The following is a 26,956-nucleotide window of genomic DNA, read 5'->3' on the forward strand; positions in this document are numbered from 1 at the left end:
CGGCATGCAGCATCATGCCGCTGACATCAGGCCGGGACGGACTGTGCCTTCTGGCTGCGCGACCAGACGCGGTGCGCTTTCATCGCCTGAGTGAACTCAGACATCAGCGCGCTCTCCGCCGAGTCGCCCTGCACAATACCTTCTTCCTGATCCGCATCTTCCAGACCGAACTGCGCTTTAAAGCGACGCGCTTCGCCCACCAGACCAATCACCTTGAGGTGCTTGTAGGCTTCCAGCAGGAAGTAACGGGCATCGCCGCTCAGCAGCAGGGCATCGATATTGCCATCCGGCACCATCACCGCATCAAAGGTCAGAGAGGGCAGACCGGCGAACGTCGCATCGACCGGCAGCACTGAACCATCATCGGCGCGCACCTGGCCCATATGCGGAGCCAGCAGTTTGGCGTGAACACCCACCGCTTTCAGCGCCTGCAAAATCGCCAGCACATCAGCCGCCTTCACACCATCGCTGAGCAGCAGTGCGACCTGGCGACCTTTAATCTCGCCATCCGGAATGGCGTAGAGGCTCAGGCTGTCATCTTTAGTCAGGCCATTCACTGGTGCAGGCGGCTGAATGTTGAGCTGCTCATCCGTCAGAGCGAGTCCCAGGTTATCCGCCACGCCCTGCGCCAGTTTAGTATCGATGCGTGCCAGATGATCCACCACACGCTCACGGATATAAGCACGCGCCACTTTACTCAGTTCAAACGAGTAGGCGCCAATGATGTGCTGCTGCTCGACTTCAGTCTGGCTCAGCCAGAACAGGCGCGGCTGCGCATAGTACTCACCAAATGAGGGGCTGCGCTCGCGCACTTTATGGCCCTCAATCCGCTCCTGATAGCTCTCGAAGCCGCCGCCTTCTGCAGCAGGTGGGGTTTCACGCGGCCAGTTATCGTTGATCGAGTTCGGCTCGTAGTTCGCCGGATTGGTGTCGATATCCTGACGATGCATGCCCTGACGCTGGAAGTTATGGTACGGGCAGGTCGGACGGTTGATCGGGATCTCATGGAAGTTCGGTCCGCCCAGACGACTGATCTGCGTATCGGTATAGGAGAACAGACGCCCCTGCAGCAGCGGATCGTTGGAGAAATCGAGGCCCGGCACGATATGGCCTGGGTGGAACGCCACCTGCTCGGTTTCAGCAAAGAAGTTGTCCGGGTTACGGTTAAGTACCATCTTGCCGACAATCTCAACCGGCACCAGCGCTTCCGGGATCAGCTTGGTTGCATCCAGAATATCGAAGTCAAATTTGAACTCATCCTCTTCCGGGATCAGCTGCAGGCCCAGTTCATATTCCGGGAAATCGCCCGCTTCAATGGCTTCCCACAGATCGCGGCGATGGAAATCGGGATCGCGACCGGTCAGTTTCTGCGACTCGTCCCACAGCAGCGACGCTTTACCGGCCACCGGCTTCCAGTGGAAACGGACAAAGGTCGCTTTACCTTCAGCGTTAATCAGGCGGAAGGTGTGAATACCAAAACCTTCCATAGTGCGATAGCTGCGCGGAATACCCCGGTCAGACATCGCCCAGATAACGTTGTGCATGGTTTCCGGCTGCAGAGAGACGTAATCCCAGAAGGTGTCATGGGCACTCTGGCCCTGCGGGATTTCGTTATGCGGTTCCGGCTTAACGGCATGCACAAAGTCAGGGAATTTATGCGCATCCTGAATAAAGAACACCGGTGTGTTGTTGCCCACCAGGTCAAAGACACCCTCTTCGGTGTAGAACTTGGCGGCGAAACCGCGAATGTCACGCACGGTATCAGCCGATCCGGCACCGCCCTGAACCGTGGAGAAACGCACGAAAACCGGCGTGGTCTGCTCGGGATCGCTGAGGAACTGCGCTTTGGTCAGATCTTTCAGGGAGCGGTAAGGCTGAAAATAGCCATGTGCGGCTGAGCCACGGGCATGAACAATACGTTCCGGGATACGCTCATGGTCAAAGTGCGTGATTTTCTCACGCATAATAAAGTCTTCCAGCAGCGTCGGACCGCGCGAACCGGCACGCAGTGAGTTTTGATCGTTGGCGATGCGTGTGCCCTGGTTGGTGGTGAGGGCGCGGTCGGTGCCGTTTTTGCGGCTGGCTTCAAGCTGGTCAAGTTTGGCGTTGTGCGTCTGAGGCGCTTTCAGGCTGCCTGGGGCGGTGGGCTGCTTGCCTGGCGGAGTCGGTTCGGCTGGGGGCTGATGCGAACCATCTTTTGGTGCCAGTGAACCCAGACCCGGCTCTGAGGATTCCGGACCGGTGGTCGGGGCGTGCTCGCTCAGGGGTTTCTTCTCTGTTTCTTTCGACATTAATTCATGCTCCAGCTGTTATTTTACTTTCGACGACACTAAATATAGAACAACCTGAACAATACTGAGGTTAAATCGGGCATTTAACTGTTACGACTGTGCCTTTTTTGTCCGCCAGAAAAGCGCACTTATCTCTCAATCCGGATTATCGCTTCGCTTATTCATACCTTGTGCCGTCTGGCTTAACGGCGTTCCAGCCCGCGCCTGCTATACGGAAAGTGAGCTTTCAGAGGATGCAGAATCTGCCGCCGCAGGAGGCGCTCATTGCCTGATGCAGGGCATTAACCGATTAATAAAATTAATGCTGGCGTTTGCTGCTTTTGGTTGAAGTTGGAAATGTTATATCATAACATTTCATTTTGTAACGTTGACCGGGGTATCAGACTTTGATGAATCATGCAGGTAAATGGATTGGGCTACTGGGCGCACTGTTAGTCAGCCAGCCGTCGCTGGCACACGGCACGCATGCACATGGAAAACCGTTGTCAGCCCTGGAGCAGAAAGCGGCAGAAGGAGTTTTTGCTGACAGCGATGTGAAAGATCGTCCGCTCGCTGACTGGGATGGCCTGTGGCAGTCGGTTTATCCGCTGCTGCAAAACGGGGAGCTGGACCCGGTCTGGCAGAAGAAAGCGCAGCAGGATCACAGCAAAACGGCAGAGGAGTATAAAGCGTATTACCGCAAGGGCTACGCCACCGACGTCGATACCATCGGTATTGAAAATGGCGTGATGGAGTTCCACATCGGCGACCAGGTCAGCGCCTGCCACTACCGGTATGCGGGCCACAAAATCCTGACCTATGCCTCAGGTAAAAAAGGGGTGCGCTACCTGTTTGAATGCCAGGACGCGGGCAGCAAAGCGCCGAAATATGTGCAGTTCAGCGACCACACCATCGGGCCGCGTAAATCTGCCCATTTCCATATCTTTATGGGCAACGATTCTCAGCAAGCCCTGCTGGCAGAGATGGATAACTGGCCGACCTATTACCCTTACCAGATGATGAACTCACAGGTCGTGGATGAGATGCTGCACCACTGAGTGCCGTGATCGGATGACCCGCTGTTCAGGGCGGGTTTTTAATGCTTATCAGGCGCAGCTTGTATCCAGCCACACGCACCCCCTCCACGGGTTTTATCCCACCCAGGCCGGGCGGCGCGAGGCGGGTATACCTTTAACCACACGCTGATACGAATCCTCAACCAGCTGCTGAATCAAGCCAGGCGAGAGGTCGTCACCGGGATAGGCCGTGATCCAGTGACGTTTATTCATATGATAACCGGCGGTGATCGAGGGATAAATCACCCGGTGCAGCTCCGCCTGCTGCGGTTCGCATTTCAGGGTGATAATCGGCACACCCCGTAGTTCGGTCAGCAGTAAAAACACTTTTCCACACACTTTATAGACCTGATGTTCCGGCCCGAATGGATAGCTGCATTCAGCGGCGGGCAGCCGCTCAGCCGCTTCAATGGCGATGCGCTGGATCTCATGGCCCTGCATAGTGAGTCTCCCTGTAATTATTCAGCCTGAGTCTGCGGCCCGCGACTGGCTGGTCGCCAGGGGCCTGTTACACTTCTGATAAGCATAAATCAGGAGCAGACATGAAATTAGGCTTTGCATGTAAGTATCTCAACAGCGATGGCAAACAGTTTTTCCCGTTTCGCGCCACCACCCGTAAACGGTTTCTGAGTTTATCGCACGATGAACGCAATCAGCTGATCTATGAGATTACCGTCACCAACCTCAACAATCTCTACCTGACGCTTGAGCATCTGGCCACCTTACCTGAGCCACTCAGGATGATGCGTATTGGCAGCGATCTGTTACCGCTCTATACGGTTCCCGAGGCCACGCCACTGTTCACCGAATTTCTGCCCGAACTCTATCCGCTCTTTGCCCGCTGTGGCGAGCTGGCGCGGGCGCATCACATCCGTCTCTCATTCCATCCAGGACAATATACCGTGCTCGCCTCCGATAATCCCGATGTGGTGGTGCGCGCGCTGGAGGATGTGGAGTATCACACGCTCTGCGCCTGTCTGATGGGATATGGCAAGACCTTCCAGGATTTTAAAATCAACATTCATATGAACGGCAAGGCGGGATTCGACGGCTTCAAACGGTCGTTTAATCAGCTCAGCCCGGAAGCGCGGCGGATGCTGACGGTGGAGAATGATGAGATCTCCTGCTCGCTGGATGACGTGCTGCAGGCAGCGCCGCTCTGTCCGGTGGTGCTGGATATTCACCATCACTGGGTAAAAGAGAGTGAGTTTATTCAGCCGGATGACGCGCGTGTAGCCAGAGTGATCGAATCCTGGCGCGGCGTGCGGCCGGTGCTGCACTATTCGATTTCGCAGGAGGGGATGATTCCGCAGGAGGGCTGGCCCGATCAGCAGCAGCTGGGCGTGAGCAAAAGCAAACTGCGGGCGCACTCTGACTACTTCTTTAATCCGACGCTGAATGCGTGGGCACTGTCGTTTCAGGATTTCGATATCATGTGCGAAGTGAAAATGAAGAATCTGGCGCGGGAACAACTCTACCAGTGGGGGATAACACAGAAGCTGATAGCTAATCCCCTGGCCGAAGCGACCAGGGAATCGGCGAACGTTAAATAATGGCCACACCGCCCGTCACGGCGATGGTCGCTCCTGAAATGTAGCTGGCTTCATCACTGGCCAGCATCACATAGGTTGGCGCCAGTTCAGCAGGCTGACCGGCACGCTGCAGCGGCACTTCGCTGCCAAATTTCTTCACCTGTTCAACCGGCATGGTCGACGGGATCAGTGGCGTCCAGATGGGGCCAGGCGCGACCGCATTGGCACGGATACCTTTTTCAGCCAGTAAGGCTGCCAGGCCGCCAGAGAAATTAACGATGGCGGCTTTGGTGGCGGAGTAGGCGAGCAGCTTCGGTTTCGGCTGGTCAGCATTGATCGAGGCCGTATTAATGATCGATCCACCAGCAGGCATATGCCGTGTTGCCGCTTTAGTGATGTAAAACATCGCGTAAAGGTTGGTCTTCATGGTCCGGTCAAACTCTTCGTCGCTGATCTCATCCAGCGATTCGCGCGTCATCTGATACGCCGCGTTGTTCACCAGAATATTAATCTCACCAAAGGCTTCGACGGCTTTATCGACCAGGGCGTTGCAGTGTGACGCCTCAGTAATATCGCCAGGCACCAGAACCGCTTTCTGTCCCGCTTCTTCAACCAGCCGGGCGGTATCCTGCGCATCCTCATGTTCATCAAGATAAGAGATCAGGACATCGGCCCCTTCCCGGGCAAAGGCAATGGCGACGGCCCGGCCAATGCCGGAATCGCCACCGGTAATAATGGCTTTCTTACCCGCCAGACGGCCTGAACCCTGATAACTCTCTTCGCCGTGATCGGGCTGAGGCTGCATCGCCGCGGTTTTACCCGGTGGCGTTTGTTGCTGTTCGGCAAAAGGGGGTTGCGGGCGTTGAGTCGATGACATGAATATTCCTCCATAAAAATCCGTTAGCGTAAAACAACCGGTCCGGGTCACACCGCGCGGTGTGGCCCGGACCGGCACGCCTGTGTCAGTTAAGGCTTCGGTGACGTAATGCCGTCAATCTGCTCTGACTGCGCACCAGAACCGGGACGCGCATTGCCGAGCAGCGGCTCATCACCCAGAATCTCTGGCTGCTGTTTCGCGCTGAACTGACCATGGCCATCGTAAGCCGGGCCACTGCTCCAGCGACCTTCCGGCAGCGGTTTATCCAGCGAAGTATTCAGACAGTAGTAAGAGTGCTCCTGCGCCTCATGCTCCTGCGGGAAGCTGTTCGGGATCGGCAGCGACGCGTTCAGTCCGCCCATCTCTTCGATCACCGCCAGCCACTGCTGCTGGTGCATAGTGTCACGGGCGATCAGGAAGGAGAGGAAGTCCTTCATGCCCTTGTCTTCCGTCATGTTATAGAGGCGGGTAGCCAGTACGCGGCCCGTGGCTTCTGCGGTGACGTTAGCCAGCATATCGGCCGCCACGTTGCCGGACGCATAGATATGACTCATATCAAAAGGCATGCCGTTGGCGTTAACCGGCATCGCTGCCAGACCGGAAGAGAGGATATGGCGCGGGTTCATTCCACCCAGAATTGCATTAACTACCGGATCTTTCGCTGACGCTTCCTGGTAAGAGAGCGGGGCGCCTTCAAGGTTAAGCGCCACGGCGTAGCCCAGCATTTCGATATGGCTCAGCTCTTCGGTAGCGGTCGAGATCAGCAGATCACGAATCCGCACATCACCGCGCGCGCCCATCGCCTGGAAAAAGTATTGCATCGCTACACGAATCTCACCTTCGACGCCGCCGATGGCCTGCTGGAGCAGCATGGCAAATTCTGGATCGGGTTTCTCTACACGAACCGGGAATTGAAGTTTTGATGAATGATGAAACATGATTATTTTCCTCGTCTGTGTTTGCAGTGGATGCAGAAAAAGCCTGGACACAGATATCGGATAAATAAAGCGAAACGACAGCAATTAACCGGAATTTCAGGTTGAATAAATGGCGAAAACGGTGTTTTCCGGAGCTATATCTGGTCCGGCGGGGCAGGCAATCTTAGCGGTGAGAAGGGGACAAGTGATTCAGAGCAGAAGAAATAAAAAAAGCCCCATAACAGGGGCTGATTCCGGACGGGAAAAGCATCCATGCTAATTCGCGTTCCCTCATAACAGACACAGATTTTTAGCTGTCGCTGGTCGCCGAAGCGCGCTGCAGAACATGTTCAAGCGCCTGACGGTAAATATCCTGCTTAACCACGTCACGCTCACTCTCCAGGCGGTGAATCAGGCCCAGCACAATGTCTTTATCGGAGACATGGGTTTTCGCATGGGCAAGTTCGGCATGGACTGCGGCGATAACCTGTTTTTCAGTGGTCAGCGCTGTGCCAGAGTTCATGAAGTAATCAGAAATCTGAGACTCTGTATTCATCGTTGTTTGCATGTCAGGCCTCATAAGAAATGGGGGGAAGAACGCGTCGATTCAGATCCGGTCACCGGCTGACGCAAAAAAAAATGCATCTGAAGGTGGAAATCCACAACACCTTCAGATGCGGTGCAAAGCACCTTTCGTTACAAGTGATTTAACATCACGAGACAAAGTTATACAAGAATCGCAAAGTTGTACAATGAAATTTGACAAAATTTAACTGGTCGGTGGTGTATGTAAAAAGCATGTTTAAAGTGAAAAAAGAGGTTTTTGATGGTTAATTTAATAAATACAGTGAGTTGGTGAGGTTTTCAGAGGGGTGGCGATTTTCAGACCAGGAGGCTGAGAATTGGGCTGACGACACATCAACGTGTTAAAACCGCTTTATTCCGCAGATTTCAGCCAAAGTTGTACAGGTTTCAGCGCTGGAAAAGTGGTGGGTGCGATTGTGCTGCTGCAATCCTGGCCGTCTGACAGGCCATGCCGCATAATTCACTTCCCACGCCTGATGCAGAAGGCTAAGGTTGACCCCTTATTTATCACAAGGAAATGATCATGGTTCACGACTATTTCGCAATTCCGCCTGCGGGCATGACTCAGGAACAACATAAACGTTCGGTCGCCGTGGCTGCTGCTCTGTCAGTGGCAAAAGAGTCCGTCAGCGCCTCCACCTCTGCAACCGGCTCAAAAACCGCCTGGGATCTGCAGGCCGTGGCGAATGAAGTTGCTAATCTGGCCGACGCGATTCAGGATGCGCTGGAGAGTGACAGCGAGGTGTAAATACTAACCGGTATCGTCTGAGGCTGCTGCGGAGGCGGTGCAGGACAGGGCGGTGGCAGCGTTCAGGAGCCGGTAAAGTCCGGCAATCGGACGCTGCCGGAAAATCCGCTTATTCCATTGCGGGTGGCTCATATTTAATATACTGACGCAGGGCATCATGGATAGCCTGGTTATTGCCCTCTTCCAGACCGCGTTCGGCATACTCTTTCGCCAGCGCCGCCAGTACATCGTCAAACTTCCCTTTGTAATTGAGATTATTCAGCGCAATTTGCTGACCGAGTATCGCTTTTAATACCGTAGTCTCAACCCTTAACTGCGCAACTGCCTCTTCAAGATGTTTGATTCGATCGTCGTCTGCCATAATCCCTCCATGCTTAAAAAAGCAGAATAACCAGCCCGCCCGTAATATTCAAACCTCTCCGAATGCCAGAGAAGCGTTGTCAGATTTTCCTTAAGTAAAAATAATCAGCCGGTGAATTTATAAGATTCTTTACTGTAAGAAGAAATCGACGATATTCAGGCGGTGCGGCGAAAGTAACCCGTTTCCGCTTACTCTGACGGCAATGCGAAAAAACGTTTAAAAAAAAGTGCATTACCATCAACCCTTTCGCTTAAAGATGTTCCATGTCACTTGATTAAAAGGGGGATTAGCTATTACTGTGTTTATATACAGTAATCTGAAAAAGGAGCGAAATTATGGAATTCATTAAACCTGCGGACATTCGTGCCGTTATGCCTTTACCGCTATATATCGAACGTGTGCCGTGCGGGTTTCCATCCCCGGCGCAGGATTATGTCGAACAACGTATTGATCTCAATGCGCTGATGGTCCAGCACCCCAGCGCCACCTATTTTGTCCGGGTCAGCGGCGAGTCAATGATTGAGGCGGGCATCAATGATGGTGACATGCTGGTGGTCGACAGTTCACTCACCGCCTCACACGGCGATATTGTGGTCGCCGCGGTCGAAGGTGAATTCACCGTTAAACGTCTCCAGCTTCATCCCTGTCTGCAACTGATGCCGATGAATACCAAATTTAAACCGATCGCTATCCAGACCGAAGATGCGCTGGAGGTGTTTGGCGTTGTGACCTTTGTTATTAAAGCGACCCACTGACCATGTTCGCGCTGGTCGACGTAAACAGCTTTTACGCGTCGTGTGAGACCGTTTTCCGGCCCGATCTTAAAGGTAAACCGGTAGTAGTGCTGTCGAACAACGACGGCTGCGTGATTGCGCGCAGCGCCGAGGCAAAGAAAGCCGGCATCAAAATGGGCACGCCCTATTTTAAAATGCGTGAAGAACTAACGCGTCACGCGGTGCAGGTCTTCAGCTCAAATTATGCGCTCTACGCCGACATGAGCCATCGGGTGATGACCATACTGGAAGAGATGGCGCCGTCGGTGGAGATCTACTCGATCGACGAGGCCTTTATGGATCTCACCGGCGTGCAGAACTGTATGGCGCTGGAGACCTTTGGTCGCCAGGTCAGAGAACGAATAGGCAAAGAGACCCATCTGACGGTGGGCGTCGGCATTGCACAGACTAAAACGCTGGCCAAGCTGGCGAATTTTGCGGCCAAAAAGTGGAGCAAAACCGGCGGCATTGTCGACCTGTCGGACCCTGAACGACAAAAAAAGCTGCTGGCGCTGATTGATGTGGCGGAAGTCTGGGGCGTGGGTCATCGGATCGGCAAACGGCTCAACGCTATGGGCGTTATGACGGCGAAAGATCTGGCCGATCAAAGCACCGAGGCCATCCGCAAACAGTTCAGCGTCGTGCTGGAGCGCACTGTCAGAGAGCTGCGTGGCGAATCCTGTCTGGAGCTGGAGTCAGTGACGCCGGTAAAACAGCAAATCATGTGTTCGCGCTCGTTTGGCAGCCGTATCTCCGACTACGATCAGATGCGCGAGGCTGTCTGCGCGTATGCCGAGCGCGCGGCGGAGAAGCTGCGCCGTGAGAATCAATATTGTCGTCAGGTAGGGGTATTTGTACGCACCAGTCCGCATGCGACTGACGAACCCTTTTATGGCAATCAGTCGATGGAGCAACTGCTGATTCCGACGCAGGACACACGCGACATCATCAGAGTTGCAATGGCGTGCCTGGATAACATCTGGATTGAGGGACATCGCTATATGAAGGCCGGCATCGTGCTGGGGGATTTTTTCAGCCAGGGCGTGGCTCAGTTTGATCTGTTTGACGAACATCAGCCACGCCGCAATAGCGAAGAGCTGATGAAGCTGATCGACACAGTCAATAAGCTCGGCAGCGGGAAGCTGTGGTTTGCCGGGCAGGGGATCAACAAAGCCTGGTCGATGAAACGCGAGATGCTGTCGCCTGCCTATACCACCCGGATAACCGATCTACCTGTGGTTGCGCTTAAGTGAAGGCTGACCCGATGTTCCTCTGCTGCTGAAGCCGCGGCCTCTGCTAAAAGCTTTTTTTATCACGCGATTAAAGTGGCAGGAAGTTATGCTTTGCCTGACCCGGTGAGTAGTTTTTCATCGGGTAATTTAAGCAAATTACCAGGTAAATATAATGGATTTCAGGCAGTTTGAAGCCAGAGTGATGCTCTGGCCCGCAATACATTTCACAGCAATCATAAAATCCCGCCATCATGACGAATATGAGATTTATGCGATCGACGATAACAGCAATATAAAAACCCGACTCTTTTTATGTTTTGCTGACAATGAAAACCACGCCAGCCTGCTTATTAAGCAATTTACGTTATGGCTGATAAAAATAAACGCGCTGAAGCGCAGCCAGCAGCGGGAAAAAGGCCGCACAGAGACAACATCCTTATCTGAATGAATCGCGTCCGGCTTGCACCGCAGACCAGACGGCGGCTGGTCAGACAGCGGCGAATCATATTAATGCGTCCGGGAAATAACGGGCCGTCTGCGCGTGACGGGCGACGGACGGCCTGGCTTGTTACCCGCGCCTGGGATAGAATCGCCATTGATTTTGACAGCAACACACCTCCCCAGGCCGGTAACAATGACCACGACAGCCACAACGTATAAAAACAAAGAGCGGGGACGCCCCAGAGAGTTCGGGATCGAACAGGCTCTGGATCACGCCATGATCGTTTTCCGGCAAAAAGGGTATCATGCGGCCTCAATGAACGATCTGGGTGAGGCGATGCATCTCTCCGCAGGCAGCATCTATAAGGCGTTTAAAGATAAGCGCTCGCTCTTCCTGCTGGTATTCGAACGCTATCTGTTGCTGAGAAATAGTGAGTTGCACCGTCGTCTGGCACCCTGTGCCAGCGGGCGGGGGAAAATAACCGAGCTATTGCAATTCTACCTGGATTCGGCACGTGCCACAGAAGGGCGTTGCGGCTGTCTGGTCGTCGCCAGCGCGATTGCGCTGCAGACGATGGATCAGCCACTCGCGCAGCGCATTGATGAGGTCGTTCAGCGTAATCAACGCTTCCTGGTCTCGCTGCTGGAGCTGGGACAACAGGATGGATCTATCAATAACACGCTGGACAGCGAGGCAGCAGCCGGTTTAATTCTCTGTATTGCTTTTGGATTGCGCGTGGCAGGTAAGGTCAGCGATGTGACTAACGAAGAAAAGACGCTGGCGCTGGCATTGAAAGTACTGGGGTAACCAGGCAAGGCCGCTCAATCAGTAAACAGACTTCCCGGACATGGGCTTCCAGACAGAGAAATTCTGCACTTTCCTTTCCCCTCATCTGATTATGTGCCAGGCTTTCACGCTTTATCCTGTAGCGAAGAAAATTAAGGCGCGTTTCGTGAAAACCTCAATCTTACTGACACTCGTGGCAGCCATTGGCTGTTCTGTTTTTGCTGCCCGTGGTGGGTTTGAAACCACTACAGCGAAACATCCAAAAACGCTGCAGGTGACTGAAAACGGGGAGCCGCTGACGCGCTGACCGTGACGGCAGGTGGGGAGAAGCCGACGAAGGCCGGTTAACGGCCAGATGGCCGGCCGATGAGTGCAGAGCAATAGCACTCATCAATCTGCGTGGAAGCCGTTTCAGGCGGACGCAGGAGCCGGGTGCAGAGCGTTGCAATTCACGCTCTGGTCACGTTCTGGCCGACATGCACTATTCCACTGCCACGCAGTCCCAGCGTCTCTGGCTGTGAGGCCAGGCGTGTGCCCGGCACCCTAAAAAAACAGCAATGACCCGCACATAACTAACGATAATCTTTAAGATTAACCGGTGCCTGTCCGGTCTCGACCAGCCAGTTTAATTCGGCACGGTCGCGCGTTGAGGATTCGATAAAACCTTTGAGCCAGTTCCGCGCATCGGCAATCTGCGTGACCCGCTCATCGTTGCGCTCCTGTTCGGCCATTTCGCTCAACTGGCGAATCAGTGCTACCAGCGTAATCTCCTGTTCGTCAAAAGCCAGATTAATTGCAGCTTCACCAAGAATCATATGACCCGTTGTTTTGTCGTGATAAACCATCTGCACCCTCCTGATTAAGTAGCGATATAAAGAGTCTAGTTAAAGGCGCTCTGGACTAAAAGGTGGGAAACAGCAGGGCGCTATGATTAAAATTTACCAAAAATAAAGTGAACCTTTAATCGAGGCGGTAAACCACTCATATCAAAGCATAAAAACAGGCTGAGGTTTTTTGTGAGAAATAAGCTGAGCTATTATGCTGGTTAAAAAAGCTGGGAGTTGCCGGAAATTCAGATAAGGGCGGAACGGCGCATTTCGTTATCAGATTATTATCTGCACCACTATCCGCACGGTTGCCTGCCATATTATGGCCACGCCGCAGCGGATATTTCTGATTTATAAACCACCGGGGAATAAAACCAGGACTGTGCACCACTTCGTGCCAGGCGCAGGCAAAAATAAAGCCGCCCATGGGCGGCTTTATTCATTGGGTAACAGCGATCGGATTATTTCTTCGGTACTTCAGAGACCGCTTTAACGTCCGCTTTATTAATCTGCTGCTTCACGCCATTTGCATCGGTATAAGCCAGCAGGCCGGCATCCGATTCAGAAGGCTTGCCATCACTAATAATGGTGCGTCCATCGTTAGTCTGAATCGCATAACTGGTACGGGTGCAGCCGGTTAATACGGTCATACCAATCAATGCGGCGAGAGGTAAAATCAGCGCTTTTTTCATCTTATTCACCTTATATTAGTTGTCGAGTTCACTCATATTACTGATCTCATTACGATTGATCTGCTCAGTTTTTCCTGTCTGAGCATCGCGGTAAGAAACCAGACCAGTATCTGAATCAATCTGCGGTTTGCCATCGGTGACAATCGTGCGGCCATCGGTGGTCTTAATCGACTGGTTTGAGGCACAACCTGCCAGCGTACCTAAAGAGAGAGCCAGCAACGCAATGGCTGACAGGGATTTCATTTTCATTTTTTCTGCTCCATGAAGTATATCCGAACGTTTACAGCATAGTCGGCTTTATCAGGTTTGCTGGCCCTGTCGCGTCTCGCTGCCTGTTTTTTAAACAAAACCGGAGTGTGTGGTGCTGATTAGGGGGTATGACGGCGTGAAATAGCATTTATTGCAAATGTACCCAGCCGTTCTGTGCCATTTCAGCAGAGGATGCGCTGTATCGAAATAAGATCGATGCTGATGCGGGAAATAAGCACGGCAGCCAGAGCGGATATTTCCGTAAAAGCCAGAATAGCTGTGCGGAAATAGTCAGCATGTGGGTGAATGTCTGGCGGGATTCACAGGTCCGATACCCTGAAGGCTATCGGACCTGTGGAGAAGGGGATCAGAGGATGGAGTCTTCGCCCGCTTTGGCGGCCGCTTTTTCTGCTTTCATGGCGCTGACCGGGTCTGATGCGCTCAGCCAGCGGTCAAATTTCTGGTAGGTGTCGATAAAGGTTTTAAAGTAGCTGCTGGCGATGGTGGCATTCTCTTTGTGGTTCATAAACGCCACTGCCAGCTTAAATGCATCTTCGTTATCAAATTTCATGTTTGTCTTCCTCGCTTAAGATCTATAGAGCGTAGCCTGAGAACGCGGCCTGTGCATTCAGACAACCGTCTGAAAAGGCGCAATAATTCAGCCTGACTGACAGCATCTGCCAGATTGGCGTGGATTCCCACTTACTTCGCGCCCAATCCTTCTTATAATGCCAGCTTCACTCGTGAAGGAGACCCGCTTATGTTGAAAGGATTAACCGTTGCCGCGGTGCTACTGCTGTCAGGCTGTAGCCTGATGCATAAACAGCCGCCGTCGCCGCAGACCCTGCACTATCGCTGCGGAACCATGCCCCTGACCGTGACGCTGGACGAGGCGCAGCAGCAGGTCAGTTTCATCATGGATGGGCAGCCTCTGACGCTGAAGCAGACGGTATCCGCTTCCGGCGCACGCTACAGCGATAACACCTATGTGTTCTGGTCCAAAGGAAACGGCGCATTTATCGAACGTAACGATAAAATTGTCGTGAATGATTGTGAGCTGCAACCTGCCAGCTGACTTGTTATCTGAATAGGCGAGCATTATGAGCGACAGCGAAACGCTACACACCATTGCCCATCTGCGGCGTGAATATACCCGCGGTGGATTGCGTCGTAAGGATCTGCCGGACGATCCGATCGCGCTATTTGAACAGTGGCTAAGCCAGGCCTGCGAGGCAAAACTGCCCGATCCTACCGCCATGACCGTGGCAACCGTGGATGAGCAGGGCCAGCCATGGCAGCGTATCGTGCTGCTGAAGCACTACGATGCGCAGGGCATGGTGTTTTACACCAACCTCGGCAGCCGTAAGGCGCTGCAGCTGGCGCACAATCCGCGCATCTCTCTGCACTTCCCGTGGCACTATCTGGAGCGTCAGGTGATGGTGCTGGGTGAAGTGGAAAAACTGTCGCCCCTCGAGGTGCTGAAATATTTCCACAGTCGTCCGCGCGACAGTCAGATTGGTGCCTGGGTGTCGAAGCAGTCAAGCCGTATTTCGGCACGCGGTATTCTGGAAGGAAAGTTCCTGGAGCTTAAACAGAAGTTCCAGCAGGGCGAAGTGCCGCTGCCCAGCTTCTGGGGTGGCTACCGGGTGAAATTTCACACGATGGAGTTCTGGCAGGGTGGCGAACATCGTCTGCACGATCGTTTCATCTATCAGCGCGATCACGACGGCTGGAAAATCGACCGTCTGGCACCCTGAATCTGCACGATTCGCCCCTATCAGCGCTGGCACAGAAAGCGTCAGCGCTTTATGCTATAGCCCTGATTTTTTTCGATTCCGCAACTCAGCGGAAAGCTGTGTACCAGCATAGGTGCAGTCTGATCAATTTGGAGTCAGTAATGACCAGCAGTAACCTGATACAACAATTGCAGGAGAGGGGCCTAATCGCCCAGGTGACGGATGAAGACGCGTTAACAGAGAAACTGGCGCAGGGGCCAATTTCGCTCTATTGCGGCTTTGACCCCACTGCTGACAGCTTGCATTTGGGCCATCTGGTACCGCTGCTCTGCCTGAAGCGTTTTCAGGATGCCGGCCACAAGCCGGTGGCGCTGGTCGGTGGTGCAACCGGCCTGATTGGTGACCCGAGCTTCAAAGCCGCAGAGCGTAAACTTAATACCAGTGAAACCGTCAACGAATGGGTTGAAAAGATCCGCCAGCAGGTGGCGCCATTCCTCGACTTCGATTGCGGCAGCAACAGCGCCATCGCCGCCAACAACTACGACTGGTTTGGCGGCATGAACGTGCTGACCTTCCTGCGTGATATCGGCAAGCACTTCTCCGTTAACCAGATGATCAACAAAGAAGCGGTGAAGCAGCGTCTGAACCGTGACGATCAGGGCATCTCCTTTACCGAGTTCTCCTATAATCTGCTGCAGGGCTATGACTTCGCCTGTCTGAACGAGCTGCACGGTGTGTCCCTGCAGATTGGTGGTTCTGATCAGTGGGGCAACATCACCTCCGGTATCGATCTGACCCGTCGTCTGCATCAGAACCAGGTCTTTGGCCTGACCGTTCCGCTGATCACCAAGTCTGACGGCACCAAATTCGGTAAAACCGAAGGCGGCGCAGTCTGGCTGGATGCGAAGAAAACCAGCCCGTACAAGTTCTATCAGTTCTGGATCAACACCGCGGATGCTGACGTCTATCGCTTCCTGAAGTTCTTCACCTTCCTGAGCATGGAAGAGATCAACGCGCTGGAAGAAGAGGACAAAAACAGCGGCACCGCGCCACGTGCGCAGTACGTGCTGGCTGAGCAGGTGACGCGTCTGGTGCATGGCGAAGCGGGTCTGTCTGCGGCGAAACGCATTACTGCCAGCCTCTTCTCCGGATCCGTCAGCGAAATGACCGAAGCCGATTTTGAACAGCTGGCGCAGGATGGTATGCCAACTATCGTGCTGGGCGCTGACGATGATCTGCAGCAGGCGCTGGTGAAAGCAGAGCTGGTGCCGTCCCGTGGCCAGGCGCGCACCATGATCGGCTCCAATGCCGTTTCACTGAACGGTGAAAAGCAGTCCGATGCGGAGTACCGCTTCAGCGACAGTGACAAACTGTTTAACCGCTATACGCTGCTGCGTCGCGGCAAGAAACATTACTGCCTGATTAACTGGCAGTAAGATTTCAGGGCCGGTTTCCGGCCCTTTTTTATGGCAAGGCAGGACAGGGCAAACAAGTGAAAAATATTTTAGCGATTCAGTCGCACGTTGTTTTTGGTCACGCCGGTAACGCGGCGGCTGAGTTTCCGATGCGCCGTATGGGCGCAAACGTCTGGCCGCTGAATACCGTGCAGTTTTCCAACCATACGCAATATGGCCACTGGACCGGCACGGTGATGCCTGCAACGCATTTAACCGACATTGTTAAAGGCATTGCTGACATCGACCGCCTGAAGACCTGTGACGCGGTCCTGAGCGGATATCTGGGCTCGGCAGAGCAGGGCGAGCAGATTCTGCAGATTGTCCGTCAGGTCAAAGCGGCCAACCCGAATGCCTGGTACTTCTGCGATCCGGTCATGGGCCATCCGGAGAAAGGCTGCATCGTGGCGCCGGGTGTGGCGGAGTTTCACTGTAAAATGGCGATGCCTGCCAGCGACATTATCGCTCCGAACCTGCTTGAACTGGAGATGCTGAGCGAGCGCACCGTCACAGACGTCGACGCGGCGGTAGACGCTGCGCGGGCACTGATTGCCCAGGGACCACGCGTGGTGCTGGTGAAGCATCTGGCGCGTGCGGGTCGTCGCAGCGATCGCTTTGAAATGCTGCTGGTTACGGCTGAAGATGCCTGGCACATCAGCCGTCCGCTGGTCGATTTCGGTGTCCGTCAGCCGGTCGGCGTGGGCGATCTCACCAGCGGTCTGCTGCTGGTGAATCTGCTACACGGCAAATCATTGCAGGATGCGCTGGAGCATGTCACCGCAGCGGTATACGAGGTGATGCTGAAAACCCATCAGATGGGCGAATATGAACTGCAGCTGGTGGCGGCACAGGATGCCATCGCCACGCCGACGCAGCACTTCGCGGCAGAAAAACTGTAACGCATCAGGGCCGGTTAACCGGCCCTGTTGACTCAGGCTAAGCCTTCCGCTTTAAGCGCCGCCTGCACCGCAGGACGTTCCGCGACACGATCAAACCACGCGCCCAGCGCCGTAAAGCCGGATAAATCCAGTCCCAGCGCTTTTGCCCAGCGCGTCACCACAAACAGATAGGCATCCGCCACGCTGAAATGCAGCCCCATCAGCCACTGTTTGTCGCGCAGTGACTCATCGACATAGCGGAATTTTGCTTCCAGCTGGCTGCGGGTCTGCGCTTTCACCTCATCGGAGTAACCGGGGCGAAACAGTGGCCCAAAGCTTTTATGCAGCTCACTGCCGATGTAGCTGAGCCACTCCACGGTGTGATAACGCGTCAGGCTGCCAACCGGTGCCAGCAGATGGCGATCGGGCTTCAGATCCGCCAGATACTGCACAATGGCGACGCCTTCCGTCAGCACAGAACCGTCGCTGAGCTGCAGCGCGGGCACCTGGCCTTTAGGATTGATTTGGCGGAAATCATCGCCCCGTTCAGTGATTTTTGTGGCCAGATCAACACTCACCTGAGTGAAGTCGAGTCCGCATTCACGCATAACAATATGGGGTGAGAGAGAGCAGGCACCCGCTTTGCAAAACAGTTTCATGACCAGGTACTCCTTGTTGCAATGGGATCCTTGCATAGTAAAGAGTCAAAGCGGGATTACCAGTGACAAAGATCAGGGATCTGCGAAGGGCGTTGCGGCAAGCCATAAAAAAAGCCGGGCAGAGCCCGGCTTAGCTGAAGTGCAGCGTGAATTACGCCTGCACGTTATTTTTTTTCGCGTCCGGATCCTGCGCCATGCGGTTCAGCATCGGCGCCGTAATCAGCATCAGCAGGGCGATCACCGCCGTCACGATACCAATCTGCTGGAATACGCGGCTGTAGGTCGCCAGCGAAATCAGTGGATCGGTGACGTTTTCAGGCACGGCCATCAGGTTTGCCACTTTACCGGCAATCACCGCCGCGCCAGCGGTAGTCAGGAACCAGGAACCCATGATAAAGCCCATCAGACGCTGAGGCACCAGCTGTGCCACCATCGCCAGGCCGAGGCCAGAGATCATCAGCTCACCGATACTCTGCAGCGCATAGCTCAGGATCAGCCAGTTAACGGAAACGATACCGGCATCGCTGGCGAACTTCGCACCCACCGGCAGCACCAGGAACGCAGCGGAGCAGAGCACCATACCAAAGGCAAACTTGTGCGGCATCGGCAGTTTATCGCCCAGCTTGTTGTAGAGCGCCGCCAGCAGCGGACTGGCCAGCATAATCCAGAACGGGTTCAGCGCCTGGAACTGCTCGGGGGCAAAAGTAATGCCGAGAATGGTGTGCTCAACGTTGCGGATAGCAAAGAAGTTGAGTGACGTTGGCATCTGCATATAAAGCACGAAGAACAGAATCGCTTCGACCATCAGCAGGAAGGCAACAATCATCTTACGACGTGCCGCACCCTGCAGTGCAAAGGCCTCTTTGGCAAACACCAGCACGATACCCAGGGCAATCACCGCCAGCACCAGTCGTGCGATAGACTGGTGATGCAGCATCCAGTTGGCCAGTGCGATCAGTACGACGATGCCGACCAGCGTCATCAGCAGTTTTCCGATCTGCAACGGAGCGAAATCGGGTTTAGAACCGTAATCCTTAACCATGCGTTTGCAGAACAGGAAGTTAAACAGGGTGATGATTAGACCGATAACGCACAGTGAGAAGGCTACGCTATAACCATATTTCGCCGCTAACCACGGTGTCAGCATCATTGAGAAGAGTGAACCGATGTTGATCGACATATAGAACATGGTGAAAGCACCGTCGAGACGCGGATCATCTTTGTCATAGCAGGTAGAGAGCAGCGAAGAGGGGTTTGCCTTAAACAGGCCGCTACCCACCGCGATGGTCGCCATACCGATGTAGACAATGCTGACGTTATGACCGGAGAACGCCACCAGCGCATAGCCCAGCGCCAGCACCAGGACACCCAGCACGATGACGCGTTTGGTACCCAGCACCTTATCACCGAGCCAGCCGCCAATCGCGACCAGACCATACACCAGCGCACTGAATGAAGAGAACAGGGTAATGGAGTCTGATTCAGACAACCCCAGTTGCTTCACCAGGTAAACCGCCATAATGGCCTGCAGGCCATAGAAGCCAAAACGTTCCCATAACTCAATCGAGAAGATTAAGTAGAACGCCTTCGGCTGTTTAAACGCATTGAGACTGACAGCCTCATCAGTGTGTTTGTTTGCAGTTGACACATGTACCTCAGTTTTTTCATACCCTGTTTCGGGACAGGAATTAAGTCCGCGTCATGTGAGTTTTCCATGCGCAAGATTGTTATTAGAAGGGAAAAGCGGCGACTAATTTGGCTGATTACGGGCGGCAGGGCAAGAATTTTCTGACAACCCGCCCGACCCTGGAATGTTGGGTTAAAAAACTTATAGCAAACTGTTAATTGGTTTTTAATTTTGAGTGTAGTGAAAATAGCAGCGCATAAACGCTGGATAAGCGCCTTGCACTGGAGAGTATTAACATTAACTGCTAATGCGCGGTTAACCAGATAAATAGTTTGCTGAATGATAATCAGGCAGCACTAACGGCAGGTTGCTGATTAATTCACAGTCAATCTGCCGAATTATCGGACATTACACGCCTGGCATTGCCGCAAAAACCGTCAAATGATGATCCTGTGCACAAACAGATGATTTATTTCAGAAAGGAAAAAAAGAAACCGGTTGCGTTGTCTCGTCTGACGCGGTAGCTGAGGGGGCTCGCAGGCGCTGGCAAGATAAAAATCAGCTCAGCCTGCCGGTGACAAGCCGCCCGTGCGTGTTAAAAAACGTATCGCGATAATCCGCTTTCAGCTCGCCCTCGACAGAAAATTAACATTACTGTAACCTCTCAATTTCCCCGAGAAGGATCTGTTTATGTCGTCCCCCCTGCGTTTATCTCTGGTTGGTGACTACCGCGCCGATGCGGTTGCCCATCAGGCTATCCCCGTTGCTATTGAACGTGCTTCCCGCTGGCTGAATATCACCGCTGAAGCGGAGTGGATCGCCACTGACCGACTGGATGAGTCAGAACTGCAACTCAGCGACGCCGTCTGGGTGGTGCCCGGTAGCCCCTATCGAAATGATGCCGGCGTGTTTGACACACTCCGCTGGGTGCGTGAAACCGGAAAGCCTTTTCTTGGCTCCTGCGGTGGATTCCAGTATGCGCTGATCGAATATGCGCGCAACGTACTGGGCTGGCAGGATGCCAGTCATGCCGAGACAGACACCGAGGGAAGGATGGTGATTGCCCCGCTGAGCTGTTCGCTGGTGGAACAGCGCGGCGCGGTGGGGTTCGAACCCGGGTCACGCATTGCCAGAGCCTACGGCGTGCTGGAGAGCGATGAAGGTTATCACTGTAACTTTGGTGTTAACCCGGAATTCAGTGCAGCGCTGGGCGATAATACGCTGCGCATTACTGCCTGGGACAACGCGGGCGATGTGCGTGGCGTCGAGCTTCCGGATCACCCATTCTATGTCGCCACGCTGTTTCAGTCGGAACGCGCCGCCCTGCAGGACAAAGATTCTCCGCTGGTGATTGCCTGGATGCAGGCGGCGCTGGCGCAACGCTAAACGCAATCATCCTGTGACACTGTCACAGGACGATGTGTATCAGCGCAGCATGGCCGGACGTTTTGCGTTAAAGGACCAGTTATCGATCAGAAACTGCATGCCCAGCGCATCGTTTCGGTTTTTGTCCGGTAGGGAGTTGTAGAGCGCATGTGCCGCTTCAACCCGTTCCATATTCAGGGTAATCCCCAGCCCTGGCCCCTCTGGAAGTTCCAGATAGCCATCCCGAATCTGCGGCGCATGCTGCGTCAGCTGCTGCCCATCCTGCCAGATCCAGTGGGTATCAAAGGCGGTCAGGCGATCACCGGGTGCGGCGGCCCCCAGATGCGCCACCATCGCCAGCGACACGTCAAAGTGGTTGTTTGAGTGGCAGCCGGTGGTCAGGCCCCACTCATGGCAGAGCTGCGCCACGGTATGTGCGTTACGCATCGTCCAGAAGTGTGGGTCGGCCAGGGGGATGTCGATGGCATTCAGCTGCAGCGCATGCTGCAACTGTCGCCAGTCATTGGCGATCATATTCGTGGCAACCGGAACGCCGGTGGCCCGCCTGAATTCTGCCAGCGTTTCCCGACCGGAATAGCCATGCTCCGCGCCGCAGGGATCTTCCAGATAGGGAATGCGGCCCGCCAGCTGTTTGCCATAATAAATGGCCTCATCCAGCGACCAGCTGGCGTTAGGATCAACCGTTACCCGCGCCTGCGGGAAGCGCGCCAGCAGGGCATTGACCGTCTCCACTTCCACTTCGCCGTGATGGACTCCGCCCTTGAGTTTGAAATCGCGGAAGCCATAGCGATCCGCTGCCGCCTCCGCCAGCCGCACCACGCCTTCCGCGTCCATCGCTTTCTCATGACGCAGTTGCAGCCAGGCATCACCACCCGCGTGGCCCGCCTGATAGTTCATGCTGGTCAGATTACGGTCGGCGATATAGAACAGATAGCCGAGGACCGGCACCCGATCGCGCTGCTTGCCGCTGGCAAGTAACTCGGCCACCGGCAGATTCAGGTGCTGACCCAGCAGATCAAGCAGCGCCGCTTCAATCGCCGCGGTGGCGTTGTAAAACTTCTCCGGGTTCATCTGCGGAATATGAATGTCGTCGGTATGCGCGGTCTGCTGGTGTCGTGCGTCGCTGGCAAACAGCGTGGCGATAGTGGCATTCAGCCGCAGGAGTTCGCTGCCCTCAATCTGCGGACGAAAGCGCTCAAGCAGCGCCAGCGTTGAAGCGTGACAGGGACTTTCGCCGACGCCGGTACGGCCAGCCGAGTCAGTCAGGATCACCAGGATACGGGTAAAGTAACAGTTGTGTGCGCCGCCAATGTTCAGCAGCATGCTGTCATATCCGGCGACCGGCACTACCCGCATTGTTTTAATGACTGGACTGTCTGACATGTTGATTCTCCATAGGATCGAGGGAAGGCGGGGATGGCTTGCGGCGCAGCAGCAGCCACAGCCCGGTCAGCAGCGAGACGCTGGTCAGGGCATAGAGACCGCCGGTGGTGGAGCCGGTCTTCATCTCCAGATAGCCAAACACCGTCGGCGCGAAGAAGCCGCCAAGGTTGCCAACGGAATTCACCAGCGCAATGCCGGGCGCGACAATCGAGGCGGGCAGCTCTCCCTGTGGCATCGGCCAGAAAAAGGTCGCACTGACTTTCGAGCCGATACAGGCCACGATCATCGCCAGGAAGCCAAACCACGGGGAACCCAGCGTGGCCATAAAGGTGCCGCAGGCCGCGACCAGCATGGCGACACCCAGCGCTTTATCGAGCTTGTCGCGGTGGCGGTCTGAAAAGCGGCTCAGCAGGTTAATGGCAATAATGGCGCACAGCCAGGGCACGGCGGTGAGAATGCCGATGCCAAAACTGCTGAAGCCCTGAATGCGCTGAATAATCTGCGGCAGCCAGAACACCAGCGTATAGCCGGTCATGGTCATAGTGAAAAAGATCGCGCAGAAGAACAGCAGGCTGCGATTACGTAGCAGCGACATTTTGCCTGGCTCGCGGTTAAGCTCGTCACGCTGCGTCTCTTCATTCTGCAGCTGCTGTACCAGCGCCTGTTTCTCCGCGGCACTCAGCCAGCGCGCCTCGCCAGGTCGTGACACCAGCACCCAGGCGGCGAGAATGCCGACCAGCACCGACGCACCGCCTTCGAGAAACATCACCCACTTCCAGCCAGCAATCCCCAGGAAATTGTGCATCATCAGGATCGCGCCGGTGATGGGGCCGGAGAAGAGAAAGGCACCAGCGGTGGCACTCAGCACCATCGCGGTGGCGCGGCCGCGCCAGGCATTGGGCACCCACTGACGGAAATAGAACAGCACGCCAGGAAAGAAGCCTGCTTCCGCTACGCCAAGTAAAAAACGCAGCAGGTAAAACTGGATCGGTGAGGTGACGAAACCGGTCAGGACCACCACCAGTCCCCAGGTAATCATGATGCGCGTCAGCCAGACGCGGGCGCCGAAGCGCTTCATCATCAGGTTGCTCGGCACCTCAAACAGCGCATAGCCGATAAAAAAGAGGCCCGCGCCCAGCCCAAAGGCCGCCGCGCTGATCCCGGCATCGGTGCGCAACTCCGCTTTGATAAAGCCAATATTGGCACGGTCGATCTGGTTAATAATCAGCATCACCACCAGCATCGGGATGATATGGGTGAAGAACTTTTTGATGGCGGAGGCGATCAGCTCATCGTGCTGCGGGGACAAGGCGCTATCCATCGGTCTTCCTCATGAGAAACGTAAAGAAGAGCAAAGTGTAGGGCGCTGAAAAGGCCAGCTCTATGGGCATCCGCCCAGGAGCCGATGGGCGTACGGCCTGGACGGTTGTGTTATCAGTATGTTACGGAGTGAAGTGGGCGAAGCGGCAGAGTAAAACTGTGGCAGCGATCAACTTCTTAAGCCCAGCGTTCAGAGGAGATCTGAATGCCAGAAGTCGCGCCGACACTGAAAGATGTGCCAGTGCGGGCAGACAGGTTTCAGCCACTGAACTGACGGCGCTGGGCAATCTCTTCAGCACGCAGCAGCAGCGCCTGCAAATCATCCTCGTCAATATCCAGCAGTTCACCGTCCTGCAAAGCCTGATGCAGATCGGCGCGCGTCAGCGGGACCGGCATGGCTACCGGATCGGGTTTAACTTCTTCCGGGGCCAGCGGATGCGGATAGCGACGACCGGCAAGATTATTAAACAGCAGAGCCAGCAGGGCGAGGGTCAGTGAATTGAGCAGGATCGGCGTCAGGACAAAGTGATATCCAAGCTGCTGCACCGAAGGGCCGCCCAGAATAGCGGTCAGCGCAACGGCACCGCCGGGCGGATGCAGACAGCGCAGCTGGAACATTAACAGGATCGCCACACAGGCTGCGACGCCGCAGGCAAGGGCAGGATCAGGGATCAGCTGGCTGACGGTAACGCCCGCCAGCGCTGACAGGCTGTTGCCGCCGACGATTGCCCACGGCTGAGCCAGCGGACTGGCGGGCAGACCAAAGAGTAAAACCGCCGAGGCACCGACCGGCGCGACAAACCACAGGTTCAGTTCGCCCAGCACCCAGTGGCTCAGCAGGCTGGTCAGGATCAAGCCGATACCGGCACCCAGTCCGGCGATCACCACATGCTTTTTACTCACTGCCAGCGGATGTGGCCAGAGGCGCGCCAGAAACAGGCGCAGAGGATGGCTTCCGGCAGAAGCGCTTTTGTTCATTACTTTACTCACTGTGTCATAACATTTTCTTATCGTCAGGGGCGGCGATTCTCCATCATCAACATCAATGTAACAACCCGACAAACTGTACCGTTATTCGTAGGAACAGGGAGAGCAGCAAAAGGGGGATCGGGCAGGAGACGCGTTAGCAGAGGTGATCGCCGGATAATAAAAAACCCGCCGCAGCGGGTCTTTCATCAGTGCAATCACTCGACTTTGTCGGGATACTCACAGAGATCTTCAATCAGGCAGGAGCCACAGCGGGGTTTACGCGCTACGCAGGTGTAGCGACCGTGCAGAATCAGCCAGTGATGGCAATCAACCTTATACGCCGCCGGAACCACCTTCAGCAGCTTCTGCTCCACCTCTTCCACATTCTTACCCGGCGCAAATTTCGTCCGGTTGCTGACGCGAAAGATATGGGTATCGACGGCAATCGTCGGCCAGCCAAAGGCGGTGTTGAGCACCACATTGGCGGTTTTACGGCCGACACCGGGCAGGGCTTCCAGTGCCGCACGATCTTCCGGCACTTCGCCGTTGTGCTGCTCAAGCAAAATGCGGCAGGTTTTAATCACATTTTCCGCTTTGCTGTTAAACAGGCCGATGGTTTTAATGTACTCCTTCACGCCATCCACACCCAGCGCCAGCATCGCGGCAGGCGTATTGGCCACCGGATAGAGCTTTGCGGTGGCTTTGTTCACGCTGACATCGGTCGCCTGCGCCGAGAGCAGCACCGCGATCAGCAACTCAAACGGCGTGCTGAAGTTGAGTTCGGTGGTCGGATGCGGATTATTCTGCTGCAGCCGACGGAGAATTTCGGTGCGTTTGGTCTGATTCACACCGGTTTCCCGACAGCGTCCTGAGGCGGCGCGGTTTCAGCCGCCTGAGCACGCAGTGCTGCCCGCTGTTTCATCTTCTGATCGATCAGATATTTTCCGGCCAGCATCATGCCCAGGCCGATAAAGGCGCCTGGCGGCAGCATCGCCAGCAACATTGGCGAGTCGAAATGGACCACTTCGATACGCAGCGACTTCGCCCAGGGACCGAGCAGCTGGTCGGCACCGTTAAACAGCGTGCCACTGCCGATAATTTCGCGCAGCGATCCCAGCACCACCATGGCGCAGGTCGCGCCCATGCCGATGGCGAAGCCATCCAGCGCGGCAAGCGGGATGCTGCTTTTAGAGGCGACGGCTTCAGCACGACCGACCACGATACAGTTGGTCACGATCAGCGGGATAAAAATGCCCAGCGACTGATAAAGACCATAGGCATAGGCGTTGATCAGCATCTGTACGCAGCTCACTACCGAGGCGATGATCATCACATAAATCGGGATACGAATTTCCGATGGCACCCAGCGGCGCGAGGCGGAAATAAAACTGTTGGTCAGGGTCAGCACCAGCGTGGTCGCCAGGCCTAAACCCAGCGCGTTGGTGGCGGTTGCCGTAACCGCCAGCAGCGGACAGAGGCCCAGCAGCTGCACCAGCGCTGAGTTGTTCTTCCATAATCCACCGACCAGCAGGCTTTTAGCTTCACTCATTTGCGTCTCCACATACCGGTAACGAAGAGAGTCTCTCCGGAAGTGTTTTCATTAACAGCGCGGTGCGTTTGGTTGCATTGACCACCGCGCGTGGGGTAATGGTGGCACCGGTGAACTGATCGAATTCACCGCCATCTTTCTTAACCGCAAAAGCTTTATCTGCCGGACCATGAACCACTTTGCCATTAAAGCTGTTGATCCAGTCAGAGATACGCAGTTCGATCTTATCCCCCAGACCGGGCGTTTCGTGGTGTTCAATCACCCGCACGCCCAATACTTTACCCTGGAAATCGGCACCGACCAGCATCTGTATCGCACCAGAATAGCCGTCAGGTGCAGTCGTCTCCAGCGCAGCCGCGACCGGCTGGCCACCTTTACGCGCCAGGAAGAGATGGTGCGGCGCACTGTTGCCCAGCGCTGCATCCGTGACAACGTAACAGTCCTGCTGGATGTTGTTGTCATAAAGCTCAACAGGCACCACCTGGTCCAGCAGGTTTTTCTGCTGCAACAGGGTCTGATGTTCCACCGTCGGCCTGGTTACGGTATTTACCACTGCCGTGGCGGCGGTGGTGATCGCGGCAAAAATCGCCAGCGTTACCCCATTTTTGCGAATCGTCTCCAGCATCGC

General features: G+C 54.9%; 32 protein-coding genes. 13 read left to right on the plus strand and 19 right to left on the minus strand.

Annotation, left to right across the window (positions count from 1 at the left end):
• Positions 1-26: 26 nt before the first annotated feature.
• Entirely contained in the window at positions 27-2,291 is a 2,265-nt protein-coding gene (katE, locus tag AC6I8B_RS09130) for a catalase HPII (RefSeq protein WP_157352028.1), read from the minus strand.
• 389 nt (positions 2,292-2,680) lie between these two features.
• Here katE and zinT point away from each other — a divergent pair, with 389 nt between their 5' ends.
• On the plus strand, positions 2,681-3,328 hold the full coding sequence (zinT, locus tag AC6I8B_RS09135) for a metal-binding protein ZinT (protein WP_157352883.1): 648 nt from the start codon (positions 2,681-2,683) through the stop codon (positions 3,326-3,328).
• 93 nt (positions 3,329-3,421) lie between these two features.
• Here zinT and AC6I8B_RS09140 read toward each other — a convergent pair whose 3' ends face one another.
• Positions 3,422-3,787: an MmcQ/YjbR family DNA-binding protein gene (locus tag AC6I8B_RS09140; protein ID WP_010245482.1), complete on the minus strand. Its 366-nt coding sequence runs from the start codon at positions 3,785-3,787 to the stop codon at positions 3,422-3,424.
• 101 nt (positions 3,788-3,888) lie between these two features.
• On the opposite strand from AC6I8B_RS09140, the gene AC6I8B_RS09145 reads away from it, so the two are divergent.
• Positions 3,889-4,899, plus strand: a complete 1,011-nt coding sequence (locus AC6I8B_RS09145; RefSeq protein WP_157352030.1) for an apurinic/apyrimidinic endonuclease family protein — start codon at positions 3,889-3,891, stop codon at positions 4,897-4,899.
• Here AC6I8B_RS09145 and AC6I8B_RS09150 read toward each other — a convergent pair.
• From AC6I8B_RS09150 to AC6I8B_RS09160, 3 genes are all read right to left on the minus strand, one after another.
• On the minus strand, positions 4,892-5,755 hold the full coding sequence (locus tag AC6I8B_RS09150) for an SDR family oxidoreductase (protein ID WP_157352032.1): 864 nt from the start codon (positions 5,753-5,755) through the stop codon (positions 4,892-4,894). The genes AC6I8B_RS09145 and AC6I8B_RS09150 overlap by 8 nt on opposite strands.
• Positions 5,756-5,844: 89 nt before the next feature.
• Positions 5,845-6,693 carry a manganese catalase family protein gene (locus AC6I8B_RS09155; protein ID WP_010670061.1) on the minus strand — a complete coding sequence of 283 codons (849 nt, stop codon included), beginning with the start codon at positions 6,691-6,693 and terminating at the stop codon, positions 5,845-5,847.
• A 289-nt stretch (positions 6,694-6,982) separates the two neighbouring features.
• The gene (locus AC6I8B_RS09160; protein ID WP_022625723.1) at positions 6,983-7,240 is read right to left on the minus strand and encodes a biofilm development regulator YmgB/AriR family protein; all 258 of its coding nucleotides are present in this window, start codon (positions 7,238-7,240) and stop codon (positions 6,983-6,985) included.
• Positions 7,241-7,780: 540 nt separating this feature from the next.
• Here AC6I8B_RS09160 and AC6I8B_RS09165 point away from each other — a divergent pair.
• Positions 7,781-8,005, plus strand: a complete 225-nt coding sequence (locus AC6I8B_RS09165) for a hypothetical protein (protein WP_010245468.1) — start codon at positions 7,781-7,783, stop codon at positions 8,003-8,005.
• Positions 8,006-8,114: 109 nt separating this feature from the next.
• On the opposite strand, the gene AC6I8B_RS09170 is transcribed toward AC6I8B_RS09165, so the two are convergent.
• A complete protein-coding gene (locus AC6I8B_RS09170; RefSeq protein ID WP_010670062.1) occupies positions 8,115-8,366 on the minus strand; it encodes a hypothetical protein in 252 nt (83 codons plus the stop codon).
• 335 nt (positions 8,367-8,701) lie between these two features.
• Here AC6I8B_RS09170 and umuD point away from each other — a divergent pair, with 335 nt between their 5' ends.
• From umuD to AC6I8B_RS09195, 5 genes are all read left to right on the plus strand, one after another.
• Complete coding sequence (gene umuD / locus AC6I8B_RS09175; protein WP_010245460.1) at positions 8,702-9,121, plus strand: translesion error-prone DNA polymerase V autoproteolytic subunit; 420 nt, start codon at positions 8,702-8,704, stop codon at positions 9,119-9,121.
• A gap of 2 nt (positions 9,122-9,123) precedes the next feature.
• Positions 9,124-10,392 (plus strand): translesion error-prone DNA polymerase V subunit UmuC, encoded by a 1,269-nt coding sequence (gene umuC / locus AC6I8B_RS09180; RefSeq protein ID WP_157352035.1) that lies wholly within the window; start codon positions 9,124-9,126, stop codon positions 10,390-10,392.
• A gap of 151 nt (positions 10,393-10,543) precedes the next feature.
• Positions 10,544-10,819, plus strand: a complete 276-nt coding sequence (locus tag AC6I8B_RS09185) for a hypothetical protein (RefSeq protein ID WP_033767133.1) — start codon at positions 10,544-10,546, stop codon at positions 10,817-10,819.
• A 186-nt stretch (positions 10,820-11,005) separates the two neighbouring features.
• The gene (locus AC6I8B_RS09190; RefSeq protein WP_157352037.1) at positions 11,006-11,620 is read left to right on the plus strand and encodes a TetR/AcrR family transcriptional regulator; all 615 of its coding nucleotides are present in this window, start codon (positions 11,006-11,008) and stop codon (positions 11,618-11,620) included.
• A gap of 145 nt (positions 11,621-11,765) precedes the next feature.
• The gene (locus AC6I8B_RS09195; protein ID WP_223563798.1) at positions 11,766-11,906 is read left to right on the plus strand and encodes a hypothetical protein; all 141 of its coding nucleotides are present in this window, start codon (positions 11,766-11,768) and stop codon (positions 11,904-11,906) included.
• A 265-nt stretch (positions 11,907-12,171) separates the two neighbouring features.
• Here AC6I8B_RS09195 and AC6I8B_RS09200 read toward each other — a convergent pair whose 3' ends face one another.
• From AC6I8B_RS09200 to AC6I8B_RS09220, 5 genes are all read right to left on the minus strand, one after another.
• On the minus strand, positions 12,172-12,444 hold the full coding sequence (locus AC6I8B_RS09200; protein ID WP_022625718.1) for a hypothetical protein: 273 nt from the start codon (positions 12,442-12,444) through the stop codon (positions 12,172-12,174).
• A gap of 136 nt (positions 12,445-12,580) precedes the next feature.
• The gene (locus AC6I8B_RS09205) at positions 12,581-12,853 is read right to left on the minus strand and encodes a hypothetical protein (RefSeq protein WP_111533763.1); all 273 of its coding nucleotides are present in this window, start codon (positions 12,851-12,853) and stop codon (positions 12,581-12,583) included.
• Between the two features lie 34 nt (positions 12,854-12,887).
• A complete protein-coding gene (locus tag AC6I8B_RS09210; RefSeq protein WP_010245445.1) occupies positions 12,888-13,118 on the minus strand; it encodes a YgdI/YgdR family lipoprotein in 231 nt (76 codons plus the stop codon).
• 15 nt (positions 13,119-13,133) lie between these two features.
• A complete protein-coding gene (locus tag AC6I8B_RS09215; protein WP_010245442.1) occupies positions 13,134-13,367 on the minus strand; it encodes a YgdI/YgdR family lipoprotein in 234 nt (77 codons plus the stop codon).
• A 367-nt stretch (positions 13,368-13,734) separates the two neighbouring features.
• Entirely contained in the window at positions 13,735-13,938 is a 204-nt protein-coding gene (locus AC6I8B_RS09220) for a hypothetical protein (protein WP_003848989.1), read from the minus strand.
• A 189-nt stretch (positions 13,939-14,127) separates the two neighbouring features.
• Here AC6I8B_RS09220 and AC6I8B_RS09225 point away from each other — a divergent pair, with 189 nt between their 5' ends.
• From AC6I8B_RS09225 to pdxY, 4 genes are all read left to right on the plus strand, one after another.
• The gene (locus AC6I8B_RS09225) at positions 14,128-14,442 is read left to right on the plus strand and encodes an MliC family protein (RefSeq protein WP_010245432.1); all 315 of its coding nucleotides are present in this window, start codon (positions 14,128-14,130) and stop codon (positions 14,440-14,442) included.
• A 25-nt stretch (positions 14,443-14,467) separates the two neighbouring features.
• Positions 14,468-15,124: a pyridoxamine 5'-phosphate oxidase gene (pdxH, locus tag AC6I8B_RS09230; protein ID WP_010245431.1), complete on the plus strand. Its 657-nt coding sequence runs from the start codon at positions 14,468-14,470 to the stop codon at positions 15,122-15,124.
• A 140-nt stretch (positions 15,125-15,264) separates the two neighbouring features.
• Positions 15,265-16,539 (plus strand): tyrosine--tRNA ligase, encoded by a 1,275-nt coding sequence (gene tyrS / locus AC6I8B_RS09235; RefSeq protein ID WP_010245429.1) that lies wholly within the window; start codon positions 15,265-15,267, stop codon positions 16,537-16,539.
• Positions 16,540-16,595: 56 nt separating this feature from the next.
• Positions 16,596-17,456, plus strand: a complete 861-nt coding sequence (gene pdxY, locus AC6I8B_RS09240) for a pyridoxal kinase PdxY (protein WP_010245428.1) — start codon at positions 16,596-16,598, stop codon at positions 17,454-17,456.
• A 32-nt stretch (positions 17,457-17,488) separates the two neighbouring features.
• Here the strand turns inward: pdxY and gstA are convergent, their stop codons facing one another.
• A complete protein-coding gene (gstA, locus tag AC6I8B_RS09245) occupies positions 17,489-18,094 on the minus strand; it encodes a glutathione transferase GstA (protein ID WP_033757533.1) in 606 nt (201 codons plus the stop codon).
• A 151-nt stretch (positions 18,095-18,245) separates the two neighbouring features.
• Positions 18,246-19,742, minus strand: a complete 1,497-nt coding sequence (gene dtpA / locus AC6I8B_RS09250; protein WP_010245419.1) for a dipeptide/tripeptide permease DtpA — start codon at positions 19,740-19,742, stop codon at positions 18,246-18,248.
• A 669-nt stretch (positions 19,743-20,411) separates the two neighbouring features.
• Here dtpA and AC6I8B_RS09255 point away from each other — a divergent pair.
• Positions 20,412-21,107, plus strand: a complete 696-nt coding sequence (locus AC6I8B_RS09255; protein WP_497817703.1) for a CTP synthase C-terminal region-related (seleno)protein — start codon at positions 20,412-20,414, stop codon at positions 21,105-21,107.
• A 39-nt stretch (positions 21,108-21,146) separates the two neighbouring features.
• Here the strand turns inward: AC6I8B_RS09255 and AC6I8B_RS09260 are convergent, their stop codons facing one another.
• The 6 genes from AC6I8B_RS09260 to rsxG form a co-directional block, all read right to left on the minus strand.
• Entirely contained in the window at positions 21,147-22,490 is a 1,344-nt protein-coding gene (locus AC6I8B_RS09260) for an enolase C-terminal domain-like protein (protein ID WP_033767139.1), read from the minus strand.
• The gene (locus AC6I8B_RS09265; RefSeq protein ID WP_010670073.1) at positions 22,468-23,811 is read right to left on the minus strand and encodes an MFS transporter; all 1,344 of its coding nucleotides are present in this window, start codon (positions 23,809-23,811) and stop codon (positions 22,468-22,470) included. The genes AC6I8B_RS09260 and AC6I8B_RS09265 overlap by 23 nt, the downstream gene beginning before the upstream one ends.
• Before the next feature lie 257 nt (positions 23,812-24,068).
• Complete coding sequence (locus AC6I8B_RS09270; RefSeq protein ID WP_010670074.1) at positions 24,069-24,788, minus strand: HPP family protein; 720 nt, start codon at positions 24,786-24,788, stop codon at positions 24,069-24,071.
• 206 nt (positions 24,789-24,994) lie between these two features.
• Positions 24,995-25,627: an endonuclease III gene (gene nth / locus AC6I8B_RS09275; protein WP_010245402.1), complete on the minus strand. Its 633-nt coding sequence runs from the start codon at positions 25,625-25,627 to the stop codon at positions 24,995-24,997.
• Positions 25,624-26,328 carry an electron transport complex subunit E gene (locus AC6I8B_RS09280; protein WP_010245400.1) on the minus strand — a complete coding sequence of 235 codons (705 nt, stop codon included), beginning with the start codon at positions 26,326-26,328 and terminating at the stop codon, positions 25,624-25,626. The genes nth and AC6I8B_RS09280 overlap by 4 nt, the downstream gene beginning before the upstream one ends.
• Entirely contained in the window at positions 26,321-26,953 is a 633-nt protein-coding gene (gene rsxG / locus AC6I8B_RS09285; protein WP_010670075.1) for an electron transport complex subunit RsxG, read from the minus strand. The genes AC6I8B_RS09280 and rsxG overlap by 8 nt, the downstream gene beginning before the upstream one ends.
• Positions 26,954-26,956: the final 3 nt, after the last annotated feature.

This window comes from Pantoea sp. X-Soil-ISGK-285 (genome assembly GCF_059730815.1).